The following is a 13,275-nucleotide window of genomic DNA, read 5'->3' on the forward strand; positions in this document are numbered from 1 at the left end:
AAAGCGATATCTGTAAATTCAGATATCGCTCATAAATCTCCACCAACACTATTTGACAAAGACCCAAAAAACAGAACCACAACTGAATTAAGGTTGTGATCCTGTGTAAAATGAGTTTTTAAAAAGATGACTATCTAAACTTATTTTTTGCTATCTTTAGTTGCTTCAGTAGCCTCAGCTTGACTCTTTTCCTTCATTTGTTTTTCAATATCAGAAATTGAGTAAATACTTTGGGAGGAAACACCGACCATTTCAGGTTCCATATGACGATACTTCGCCATACCAGTACCCGCAGGAACGATTTTACCAATGATAACATTTTCTTTCAAACCGATCAGCGGATCATTCTTACCACGAATCGAAGCGTCCGTCAGAACACGAGTTGTTTCCTGGAATGATGCGGCAGATAAGAAACTATTTGTTTCCAATGATGCCTTAGTAATTCCAAGTAAGACAGGACGACCCGTTGCAGGAATACCACCCTTAACCAGTGTGATTTGGTTTTGTTCAGTGAAGTCCGCAATATCCAGTAATGTACCTGGCAAAATATCAGTATCGCCAGGGTCGAGTACACGGATTTTACGTAACATCTGCCGAACCATGACCTCGACGTGCTTATCGCCGATTTCAACACCCTGCATCCGATAAGTCTTTTGAACTTCGGACAACAGGTAGTTTTCAGTCGTGATCACATCGCAGATCCGAATTAGTTGCTTAGGATCGATTGAACCACCAGTTAACTTGGCACCACGTTCAACATGATCGCCTTCAGCAACAGCAACACTCGAAGCATAAGGAACACTATATGTTCTCGTGTCAGTCGCACCTTCAACGGTGATTTCACGTGTATGTTCTGCTGGATTCTCATCGATCGACGCAATTGTCCCATTAACTTCAGTGATAACTGCAAGACCCTTAGGATTACGAGCTTCAAAAATTTCTTGAACACGAGGTAACCCTTGAGTAATATCTTCACCACCGGCAACACCGCCGGAATGGAAGTTACGCATGGTTAACTGAGTACCGGGTTCACCGATTGACTGAGCAGCAACTGTACCAACTGCTTCACCAACTTCAACCTCTTCACCAGTAGCCAAGTTATAACCATAACATTTCTTGCAGACACCGTGTTTAGTGTCACAAGTAAAGACGGAACGAATTGTCGCTTGCTCGATACCTGCATCAACAATTGCATGCGCAATGTCTTCACTAACTAATTGACCACGAGTGGCGATAATTTCGCCAGTCTCTGGATCAACGATCGATTTTTGTAGATAACGACCAACTAGACGATCATAAAGTGATTCGATCAGTTCATTGCCTTCACGAATAGCCTTAATGACGATCCCACGATCAGTACCACAATCCTCTTCACGAACGATAACGTCTTGTGCAACATCGACTAAACGACGTGTCAAATATCCAGAATCGGCCGTCTTCAAAGCCGTATCAGTCATACCTTTACGAGCACCATGGGTAGACATGAACATTTCCATGACAGACAAACCTTCGCGGAAGTTAGAAGTTACAGGAACTTCCATCATACCACCGTTAGGAGCGGCCATTAATCCACGCATACCAGCTAACTGTGTAAAGTTAGAAATCGAACCACGGGCACCAGAATCACTCATCATCGAAATTGGGTTGGCAGGATCAAACGAGTCAACCAATTCTTGTTGAATTTCATCTTTAGCGTCATTCCAAATAGTGATCACACGATCATGACGTTCTTGATCAGTGATTAAACCACGACGGAACTGTTTCGAAATGTTTGTAACTTTCTTATGAGCGTCGTCAACAATACGATCTTTATCAGGCATCGTTGGTACATCGGCAACTCCGACAGTAATGCCAGAAATTGTACATACTGTATAACCTAATTCTTTCATATCATCGAGCAACTCAGAAGTACGTTGAACTTTATAATCTTTAAATACTTGCGCGATAATATCAGACAAGAAGCTCTTCTTGAATGGTGTTACCAGCTCAATTTCTGCTAATTTAGCATGAATATCTTCACCAGGCTTTAAGTAATATTCACTCAAGTCCTGATCAACTAAGTTTTTCTCAGTTGGTTCGTTCAGATATGGGAAATCTTCAGGTAAAACTTGGTTAAAGATTGCCTTACCAACAGTCGTTACCAAGACACCCTGACGATATTCCTCAGCAAATGGCTTCTTAGGCATTGAATTAATCGCTAATCCAATACGAGTATGATAATGAACATCGCCATTTTGCATAGCCGTCATGATTTCGCCGATATCTTTGAAAATCATGCCCTCGCCTTCGCGTCCGCGTTCTTCAAGGGTCAAATAATAATTACCCAAAACAACGTCCTGTGAAGGTGTAACGATTGGTTTGCCATCTTTAGGTGCCAAAATATGATGAGCTGCTAACATCAGCATACGCGCTTCGGCTTGTGCTTCATCTGATAGCGGCACATGAATAGCCATCTGATCACCATCAAAATCGGCATTGTAGGCTTCACAAGCAAGTGGGTGTAAACGAATTGACTTACCATCAACTAAGACGGGTTCAAAAGCTTGAATACCCAAACGGTGCAATGTTGGTGCACGGTTTAAAAGAACTGGTCTTTCTTTGATAACGTCTTCCAAAACATCCCAGACATCATCGTCTTGACGCTCAATTTTACGTTTTGCATTTTTGATATTTGAAGCAATATCGCGTTTGACCAATTCGTGCATGACGAACGGCTTGAATAACTCAAGTGCCATTTGACGAGGAACACCACATTGATAGAATTTCAATGTAGGACCAACATCAATAACAGAACGACCAGAGTAATCGACACGCTTGCCAAGTAAGTTTTGACGGAAACGGCCTTGCTTACCTTTAAGCATATGTGAAAGTGACTTCAATGGACGATTACCAGGACCGGCAACCGGACGCCCACGACGACCATTATCGATCAAAGCATCAACGGCTTCTTGAAGCATCCGCTTTTCATTTTGAACGATAATACTTGGTGCGTTCAAATCTAATAATCGTTTCAGACGATTATTTCGGTTGATCACACGACGATACAAGTCATTCAAATCAGAAGTGGCAAAACGGCCACCCTCCAATTGAACCATTGGCCGTAAATCTGGTGGAATAACCGGAATGGCATCCATGATCATCCATTCTGGTTGATTGCCGGATTGACGGAAGGCATCCAAGATGTCCAAACGACGAATAGCACGTGTCCGTTTCTGACCTTGAGCACTCTTTAAATCTTCTTTTAACTCAACAACTTCTTTATCGAGATCAACTTGTTGGAGTAATTCTTTGATAGCCTCAGCACCCATTTTGGCGTTGAATTTACCATTGAATTCTTCCATTCGTTCCCGGTATTCTTGTTCAGTCATCAATTGCTTGCGTTCTAGCGTTGTTTCACCAGGATCGATGACAACGTATGAAGCAAAGTAAATGATTTCTTCCAAAGCACGTGGGCTCATGTCCAAAACAAGACCCATTCGGCTAGGAATTCCCTTGAAATACCAAATATGTGTGACTGGTGCAGCTAATTCAATATGACCCATTCGTTCGCGACGAACTTTTGAGCGTGTCACTTCAACACCGCAGCGATCACAGACAATACCCTTATAACGGACACGTTTGTACTTACCACAGGCACATTCCCAGTCTTTTGTTGGTCCGAAAATGCGTTCATCAAACAAACCATCACGTTCGGGTTTCAAAGTTCGATAGTTGATCGTCTCAGGCTTTTTTACTTCGCCATATGACCAACTACGAATCTTATCTGGCGATGCAAGTCCGATCTGCATACTTTCAAACTTATTTACATCGATCAAAGATTTAGACCTCCCTGTAATTTTCAGTCATTAAACTTATTTATCAGCTTTATCTGCTTCAACCGCATTGCCTTTTCCAGTTAATTCTTCCAAGGCTTTACGAGCAACTTCTTCCTGATGCTTCTTGTCTTGCTCATCAGCATATTTCTGCAAAGCATCGTTATTGACGACTTCACTATCTTCATCGTCCATATCACGCAATTCAATTTCTTGATGATCAGCATCGAGAACCTTCATATCAAGGCCTAAGGATTGCATTTCTTTGACCAAAACACGGAATGATTCTGGAACACCAGGCTTAGGAATTGAATCACCTTTGACAATAGCTTCATAAGTTTTAACACGACCAACAACATCATCAGACTTGTAAGTCAAGATTTCTTGCAACGTATAAGCGGCACCATACGCTTCAAGTGCCCAAACTTCCATTTCACCAAAACGCTGCCCACCAAATTGTGCTTTACCACCAAGAGGTTGTTGCGTCACTAATGAGTATGGTCCGATCGAACGTGCATGAATCTTATCGTCAACCATGTGGGCAAGTTTCATGTAGTACATGACCCCAACAGACACACGATTATGGAATGCTTCACCAGTACGTCCGTCGTATAAGACACTCTTACCATCACTAGCCATACCCGCTTCTTTAACAGTTGCCCAAAGATCATCATCATTGGCACCATCAAAGACAGGGGTTGACACATGAATGCCGAGATTGCGAGCAGCCATGCCTAAATGCAATTCCAAAACCTGACCGATATTCATACGAGAAGGAACACCCATTGGGTTCAATAAAATGTCAATTGGTGTACCATCTGGCATAAATGGCATATCTTCTTCAGGAACAACGATTGAAACCGTACCTTTATTACCATGACGTCCGGCCATCTTATCACCGACTTGGATCTTACGTTTCTGAGTGATATAGACACGAACCATCATGTTAACGCCAGGAGATAATTCGTCTCCAGCCTCACGGGTGAAAATCTTGACGTCTTGAATAATACCGCCACCACCATGTGGAACCTTCAAAGAAGTATCACGAACTTCACGCGCTTTTTCACCGAAAATTGCGTGTAGCAAACGCTCTTCAGCTGATAATTCAGTGACACCCTTAGGCGTTACCTTACCAACTAAAATATCACCATCACGAACTTCAGCACCGATACGAACGATACCAAATTCATTCAAATCCTTCAAAGCATCTTCACCGACGTTAGGAATTTCCCGAGTTATTTCCTCAGGTCCTAATTTGGTATCACGTGCTTCAGATTCGTATTCTTCAATATGGATCGACGTATAAACGTCATCTTTAACTAAGCGTTCTGATAAAACAACGGCATCTTCAAAGTTATACATGTTCCAAGTCATGAAGGCAATCAGTGGGTTTTGACCCAAAGCTAATTCACCATTTTCCATGGCTGGTCCATCAGCGATGATCTCGCTTAAATCAACATGATCGCCTTTGGCAACGATTGGACGTTGATTATAACTCTTACCTGCATTAGAACGACGGAACTTCATCAACTGATACTTATCCAGAGTACCGTCTTCACGACGGATCCGAACTTCTTTAGCATCCACGAACTCGACTGTACCAGCCGCTTTAGCTAACAAAGCTGTACCGGAATCATGTGCAGCAACATATTCCATCCCAGTACCCACTAATGGTGCGTGTGGATCAACCAAAGGAACGGCCTGACGTTGCATGTTGGCGCCCATCAAGGCACGGTTAGAATCATCATTTTCCAAGAAAGGAATGCAAGCTGTAGCGACGGCGACAACTTGTTTAGGTGAAACGTCCATGTAATCGACTTTTTCGGGGCTGATTTCAATATTATCATCTTTGTGACGAGCTAAGACGGTTTCATCTTTAAAACTACCATCATCATTCAATGGTGAGTTGGCCTGAGCCACAATGTAATTATCTTCTTCATCGGCAGTCAAATAGTCGATTTTGTCGGTAACTTTATGATCAGTCCAAGCAACACGACGATATGGTGTTTCAATAAAGCCGTATTTATTAACAACGGCGTATGAAGCCAGACTATTGATCAACCCAATGTTAGGACCTTCTGGCGTTTCAATCGGACACATACGACCATAATGAGTATAGTGAACGTCACGAACTTCATATCCGGCACGATCACGAGTTAAACCACCAGGCCCTAAGGCAGAAAGACGACGTTTATGAGTCAACTCGCCTAATGGATTAGTTTGATCCATGAATTGTGACAATTGTGAAGAACCGAAGAATTCCTTGATTGAAGCGACAACAGGACGAATGTTGATCAATTGTTGAGGTGTAACGGTCGCGATATCTTGAATTGACATCCGCTCACGAACAACACGTTCCATCCGTGCTAAACCAATTCTAAATTGATTCTGTAACAACTCACCAACAGAACGGATCCGACGGTTACCCAAGTGATCAATATCATCCGTTGAGCCTAAACCTTCACGTAGGTTCAAGAAATAATTAATCGAGGAAATAATATCTGCCGGCGTAATATGTTTAATTTCCACAGGAATATTAGCATTACCGATCAGACGAACTTCCTTTTCAGGATCATTAGGCGAAACAACTTTGATTGTTTGGATCGTCATTGGTTCAGTCACAACACCTTCGTCTGAAGGCTCGAATGTTTGGGTCTTGAAATCATCGCGTGCTAAATATGGATTCAATTTATCCATGACTTCGCGATCAACTAAAGTTCCCTTAGTGGCTAAAATTTCACCGGTATCAGGATCTGCTAATGTTTCAGCCAAAGTTTGGTTGATCAAACGATGCTTCAAGCCCAATTTCTTGTTGATCTTATAACGGCCAACTGGTGCAAGGTCGTAACGTTTTGGATCGAAGAAACGAGAATACAGCAATGAACGTGAACTGTCAGCTGTCTTGGGCTCGCCTGGGCGTAACCGTTCGTAAATATCCTTCAAAGACTCAATGACACGAGAATCTGAAGTATCTTTATGAATATCTTTTTCCATCGTTGCCATCAGGCTATCATTCTCGCCTAAAATGTCGACAATTTCAGAATCAGATCCGAAACCAAGTGAACGAATTAAAATAGACAATGGCAATTTACGCGTCCGGTCAATTCGAACATACGAAATATCCTTGGCATCAGATTCATATTCCAGCCAAGCACCACGGTTAGGGATCGTTGTTGTGCCATATAATGTACGACTGTTTTTATCAATTGAAGAATTGAAATAAACACCAGGTGAACGAACTAACTGAGAAACAATAACTCGTTCGGCACCATTGATAATAAAGGTACCCTGTTCAGTCATTAATGGGAAATCGCCAAAGAAGACATCTTGAGTCTTGATCTCATTGGTTTCGTGATTAGTGAGTTTGAGTGTGATATGCAACGGTGCGGAATAGTTCGCATCATGTTGACGTGCCTCTTCAACTGTATATTTTGGTTCGAGTAATTTGTATCCAACATATTCCAACGAAAGATTTCCAGCGAAGTCATCAATTGGCATGATATCTTGAAACATGCTTTGGAGGCCTTCATCTAAAAACCATTGGTAAGAATTTGATTGAATCTCGATCAAATTTGGTAAATTCAAGACTTCTTTAATTCGTGCATAAGAACGACGAGTCCGATGTTTACCATATTTCACGATATGTCCTGTCAAACTGTTCACCCCTTCAAAAAAATTCAGTAGCATTAGTATTACTAAAAGATTACAAATATTACAATTTGGTTAAATCAACTATTTTTATCTTTTTTGAGCAAAAAAAAGACAAAAACAATTCGTTTAACTCATTGTTTTTGTACTCTATAATCACTAACCGGACAATAGATCGGCGTGATACTGCAATATATAGCTACAGTTCTTTTTAGACTTTACAAGTATAGTAGATTAAAGCACGCTTGTCAAACCTTGCGTATCGCATTGCCATGAATCACACTTCTTGTGCGCGAACGAAATCACCTTTCTTAACCGGTTGATCGCAGGTGAAGTGTACGACTTGCATGGCATGAGGCGCGCGTTCAATAGCTTGATCTTCATCATCGAATAAATCTTTGACGGTCTGTGCGTGATGTGCAAATTGAGGACCATAAAATTCAATCGCGTCACCAACACCGAAATTATTCCGTTGCTGAACCGTCACTTGGTGAGTCTCATCATTATAATCCAACACCTGACCAACAAAAGCATAATGAGGCATCCGCCGGCGCTTACCAAATAATTGGAAATTTTCATCTGGCACACCGTAATAAAAACCAGTTGATAACTCACGTTGTGCCACTTTCCAAAGCTCATCTACCCAAGCCGGATCAAGTTGATAGTGTTCTGGATCATTACAATAAGAACGTACCGCCGTTGAATAAACATTGGCAACCGTAGAAACATAATGAATTGTTTTCATGCGACCTTCGATTTTTAATGAATCAACACCTGCTTCAACTAAATCTGGAATATGTTCGATCATGGACATATCAACGGCACTCATTGAGAATTTTTCTAATTTCCCATCGGGACCATGACCCATCAATTCACGTTTCTGACCGTTCTCTGGCATATCAAACAAATCATATTTCCAGCGACAATTCTGTGCGCAACCACCACGATTGGCATCACGCAAACTTAAATGATTCGATAAGACACAACGACCTGAATAGCCAATACACATCGCACCATGAACAAACGCTTCGATTTGAATATCCGTGTGTTGGCGCATTTCCTTGATCTCATCGATACCCACTTCGCGAGCTAAGACGACCCGTTCGAGACCTTCGTTTTTCCAAAAATTAAGCGTCTCATAGTTTGTTGCAGAAGCTTGTGTCGATAAATGAACTTTCAAGCCGGGTGCTTCGGTAATCGCGGCTTCGATCAATGACGGATCAGAAACGATCACTGCATCAACACCAGCATCGCGAACATGACGGTAAAATTCACCTGCGCCTGCCAAATTCTGCTCATGCGCCACAATATTGGCCGCGACGTAGACCTTAGCACCTCGCTCATGAGCATACTGAGCACCTGCAGCCATTTCCTCAAAAGAAAAATTGCCAGCGCGAGAACGCAAACCATAGGCGTCTCCGCCAATATAAACCGCGTCCGCACCATAATCGATTGCAATTCGTAACTTTTCTGGCGTACCCGCGGGTGCTAAGACTTCTGGATGTTTCACTTTAATATTTTGCATTTTATTTCACCTCATCTGGATCCAGGTCGAAGAATCCCAGATCCAATCCCCGTTCATCAGGTTGATATTGCTGCACAACCTGATCTAATGTGGCAAGTTCTTCATTGCTTGCTGTTTGTTGATCTAATAATTGTCGGGCTTGATTAAATGCCTCAACAATTTTGGGGAAAGTCGTCTCATCCGCATACAAACCATCTAATTTCCAACGTTGTAGTCCTAATTGCCAGAGTTTAGGTAAAACGGTCATCAGATCCACATCATTATTGGCAAAAATATGGGTGCCATTCACATCTTCATAAATCGAATAATGGGTTTCTGGATGATGTGGCGCAGCAATGAAGAGGCCACGTTCACGATCTGTCTCCTCTAAATGTTCCTGGACAAAGTTCGAGTAGTTGTTTAACAAGGGCCGACCAGACTGATGAATCGCGGTGGCACCATAGACGAGAACCTCAACCGGAATGTTAACCGCTTGAGACAATGGCACCATTTCTTCGTATGGAATCTCGCGCGCCAACACTGCAGCGTGGGCTTGATGTTTCGCCCAGAAATTGATTTGACGTGAGCTCGTAACTAAATCAGCCGCGTCATAAATATAAGGAATCGTTATCTGCAACTGTTGCAATAAATAAATCACACCAGGATCACCGACGGCAATTTCGTCGACGGCTATTTCTTGCAAGAAGGCTAAATACTCGCCAACTTTTTTGATCCGGTCATTATGGAAAATGGCATTGACTGCTACTGTGACCTGCTTACCCTTAGCATGCGCCAACGAGACCACATCCGACAATTCTTCGCGAGAAAAACTGTGCGGCAATCTCAACCCAAAATAATCTTCACCTAAATATAAGCGATCTGCCCCAGCCGACAATAAGGCTTCTGCCTGCTGCAAGCTAGAAACGGTCGTTACTAATTCTGTCATAAAATACCTCTTCACCTACTAAGAATTCTCGTCAAGCATAGCATAAACGGCAACAAAAAAGCTAGGTTCCCCTAGCTTTTCTTAGTTAACATTGAATTATTTGCACACTAGATTTTGACAGTCTTCTGACTATCCGTTGCTTCTTGCTGATGAACTGCAAATGTAATTTTGCCTTTGCTACCACCAATAGTCAATGATGAACCCTTATGGATTTCTTTACTCAATAACATTTCGCTAACTTTATCTTCAATGTCACGCTGTAAAGCGCGGCGGATTGGTCGTGCCCCATAATCAGGATCATACCCATCCGTCGCAATGATATCCATTGCAGCTGGTGTGATTTTAACATCGATTTCTTGTTCTTCCAAACGAGCCAACAAACGTTTTGCCATGATTTTAACGATCACACGCAACTGATCACGTGTCAGTGAATGGAAAATAACCGTTTCATCGATCCGATTAAGAAACTCTGGCCGGAAGAACTGCTTCGTTGCTTCCAAGATCTTAGATTGCATTTGTTTATACTGACTCGTGGCACTATAGTTGCTGAAACCAACATTCTTGTCATCGCGCAGTGCAGTGGCACCCAAGTTCGAGGTCATAATTAAGATCGAATTGCGAAAATCGACCCGACGACCCTTGGCATCCGTTAAATAACCATCATCCAAAACTTGTAAGAGTAAATTGAAAACATCTGGATGAGCTTTTTCAACTTCATCAAACAGTACAACAGAATAAGGCTTGTTGCGAACCTTCTCGGTCAATTGGCCACCTTCATCATAGCCAACATAGCCAGGAGGTGACCCGATCAAACGAGACGTTGTAAATTGTTCCATATATTCTGACATGTCGATGCGAATCATGTTGTCTTCGGAACCAAACATAGCCTCAGCTAATGCCTTCGCCAATTCCGTCTTACCGACACCGGTTGGTCCTAAGAATAAGAACGAGCCGATTGGTCGCTGTGGATCCTTCAAGCCACTGCGAGCACGACGGATCGCGCGTGAAACTGAAACAACAGCTTCGTCTTGACCAACAACGCGGGCATGAAGAATTTTTTCGAGATTGATCAAGCGTTCGCTTTCTTTTTTCTGCAACTGTGTCACGGGGACGCCGGTCCACTCAGAAACAACTTCGGCGACGTCTTCTGCTTTAACTTGAATGTCGGTTCGAACTGAATGCTCGGCAGGATCGAAAGTTTCCAACTGTTGTTTAACAGCCATTTCTTTTTCGCGGATACTGGCTGCCTTTTCAAAGTTCTGTTGTTCAATGGCAGTTTCTTTTTTGTTGATCAATTCATTTAATTCCTGCTGCATTTGTTCGGTGGGGCTCATATCATCAGCGACATCCAGCCGTACCTTAGCTGCCGACTCATCAACTAAATCAATCGCCTTATCGGGCATGAAACGTCCAGTAATATAACGATCAGCTAACACAACCGCCTCATGAAGCGCCTCATCAGTAATAGTTACACCATGATGTGCCTCATATCGTGGCCGTAATCCACGCAAAATTTCTTCAGTTTCTGCAGGAGATGGCTCGTCGATCTGCACAGTGGCAAATCGACGCTCTAGTGCGGAATCTTTTTCAACATACTTTTGATATTCATCCAGCGTCGTCGCACCGATCAATTGTAGCTCGCCACGAGCCAACGCTGGTTTCAAAATATTAGAAGCATCGATGGCACCTTCTGCACCACCTGCACCAATTAACGTATGCAATTCATCGATGAATAAAATAACTTGACCATCTTGATAAATTTCATCGATCACTTTCTTCAAACGATCTTCAAACTCACCACGATATTTTGTACCTGCAACCAATGAACCCATGTCTAACATCATCAAACGTTTTTCACGCATGTCCGCTGGCACATTACCCGCAACGATCCGCTGTGCTAAACCTTCAGCAATAGCAGTTTTACCAACACCAGGTTCGCCAAGTAAAACGGGATTGTTTTTAGTTCGACGACTCAAAATCTGAATTACTCGTTTGACTTCACGTTCGCGTCCAACGACAGGATCCATCTTATTTTCAGTTGCGGCTTGGGTCAAATCGCGCGCCAATGAATTCAATGTAGGCGTCAGCGTTTGTTGATTGACTTGATTGGCTTTTGCGGGTTGCCCCTTACGCTTAATAGCTGACTCGGACAAACCCATTTTTTTCAATAATAACTGTTTAGTTTTTGAAAGACTCAAACCTAGATTAGTTAAAATTCTAGAGGCTAGGATGTCATCTTCGCGTAAAAGGCCAAGTAAAATATGTTCCGTACCAATTTTAACTGCACCGAGACGCTTTGCCTCATCACCAGCATAAGCAAGAATCTGTTTCGACTTTGGTGAATATGGCAAATATCCGTCCTTATCTTCGGTCTCTTGAACATCTGAAGAGCCATAACCAGTAAACCGCTCAATTTCTTCTTTAACATAATCCGGCGTAATCGTTAGCTGACGTAATGTTTTACCAGCAATACCATTACTTTCGATGGTTAATGCAAGTAACAAATGCTCCGTTCCAACGGCATGATGACGAAAATAGCGTGCCTGTTCCTGGGCAATCATCAAAACCTGACTTGCACTTTCTGTAAATAAATTATCCAAGCGAACACCTTCCCTTTCAACTGGACATTACCAACTACATTCGCTGATAACGTAAACTATTTAGTAATGCAATCAATAAATTAGCGCGCAATGTTTCTTCGGCAGACCGACTATCAATATTAAGCGTTTGATGATCCGCTAAGACCGCGACCATCTGCGCCTCACGTTTCGTGATCATGTCATTACCATAGAGTTGCTGCAAAAAAATCTGTAACTCATCTTCTGTAACGCGTGAACTAATCAATTCCAAAAGCCGATCAATATAATGATTGACATCACTGAAATGTAATTTTTCAATGCGGATGTAACCTCCACCGCCACGCTTGCTCTCGACCCAATAACCCTTTTGTTGATTGAATCGAGTCTTGATCACGTAATTGATTTGTGAAGGCACACAATTGAACTGAGCGGCGATGTCGGAGCGATTGATCTCGATCTGCTGCTGTTCTGCCAATATTTGTTTCAAATATGCTTCAATGATATCAGAAATATTTTGTCCAGCCATCACAAAATCCTTTTTATTATTTATTAGCCTCCACCGATCAAAAACATTTTGACCTTCGTTGACCATTATTATAAAAGATTATTCAATGAAAGCCAACTATTAAAACCCAAATTCACGAAAACAGTGTCATTATGCCGCAAAAAAATAAAAGCCAGAATCATTTAACATGACTTCTGACTCTTAAAATCGGGAAGACTGGATTTGAACCGGCGACCCCTACGTCCCGAACGTAGTGCTCTACCAAGCTGAGCTACTTCCCG

The 13,275-nt window shown here is 42.3% G+C and carries 6 protein-coding genes and 1 tRNA gene; all 7 read right to left on the reverse strand.

What is annotated here, in order from left to right:
- Positions 1-140: 140 nt before the first annotated feature.
- The 7 genes from rpoC to EKM67_RS09685 all read right to left on the reverse strand — a co-directional run bounded on the left by rpoC (position 141) and on the right by EKM67_RS09685 (position 13,275).
- Positions 141-3,815: a DNA-directed RNA polymerase subunit beta' gene (rpoC, locus tag EKM67_RS09655; RefSeq protein ID WP_125578804.1), complete on the reverse strand. Its 3,675-nt coding sequence runs from the start codon at positions 3,813-3,815 to the stop codon at positions 141-143.
- Positions 3,816-3,851: 36 nt separating this feature from the next.
- Complete coding sequence (rpoB, locus tag EKM67_RS09660) at positions 3,852-7,466, reverse strand: DNA-directed RNA polymerase subunit beta (RefSeq protein ID WP_125578805.1); 3,615 nt, start codon at positions 7,464-7,466, stop codon at positions 3,852-3,854.
- A gap of 271 nt (positions 7,467-7,737) precedes the next feature.
- Positions 7,738-8,985 carry a peptidase U32 family protein gene (locus EKM67_RS09665; protein WP_125578806.1) on the reverse strand — a complete coding sequence of 416 codons (1,248 nt, stop codon included), beginning with the start codon at positions 8,983-8,985 and terminating at the stop codon, positions 7,738-7,740.
- 1 nt (position 8,986) lies between these two features.
- On the reverse strand, positions 8,987-9,910 hold the full coding sequence (locus EKM67_RS09670) for a peptidase U32 family protein (protein ID WP_125578807.1): 924 nt from the start codon (positions 9,908-9,910) through the stop codon (positions 8,987-8,989).
- 107 nt (positions 9,911-10,017) lie between these two features.
- Complete coding sequence (locus EKM67_RS09675) at positions 10,018-12,510, reverse strand: ATP-dependent Clp protease ATP-binding subunit (RefSeq protein WP_125578808.1); 2,493 nt, start codon at positions 12,508-12,510, stop codon at positions 10,018-10,020.
- Between the two features lie 34 nt (positions 12,511-12,544).
- The gene (locus tag EKM67_RS09680; protein ID WP_125578809.1) at positions 12,545-13,015 is read right to left on the reverse strand and encodes a CtsR family transcriptional regulator; all 471 of its coding nucleotides are present in this window, start codon (positions 13,013-13,015) and stop codon (positions 12,545-12,547) included.
- A gap of 186 nt (positions 13,016-13,201) precedes the next feature.
- Positions 13,202-13,275, reverse strand: a tRNA-Pro gene (locus tag EKM67_RS09685).

The sequence above is a fragment of the Lapidilactobacillus mulanensis genome, assembly GCF_003946215.1.
GTDB lineage: Bacteria > Bacillota > Bacilli > Lactobacillales > Lactobacillaceae > Lapidilactobacillus > Lapidilactobacillus mulanensis.

Excerpts from the sequence above, each read along its gene's own strand:
- EKM67_RS09665 (WP_125578806.1), bottom strand. The coding sequence starts at position 8,985 with ATGCAAAATATTAAAGTGAAACATCCAGAAGTCTTAGCACCCGCGGGT.
- EKM67_RS09670 (WP_125578807.1), bottom strand. The coding sequence starts at position 9,910 with ATGACAGAATTAGTAACGACCGTTTCTAGCTTGCAGCAGGCAGAAGCC.
- EKM67_RS09680 (WP_125578809.1), bottom strand. The coding sequence starts at position 13,015 with ATGGCTGGACAAAATATTTCTGATATCATTGAAGCATATTTGAAACAA.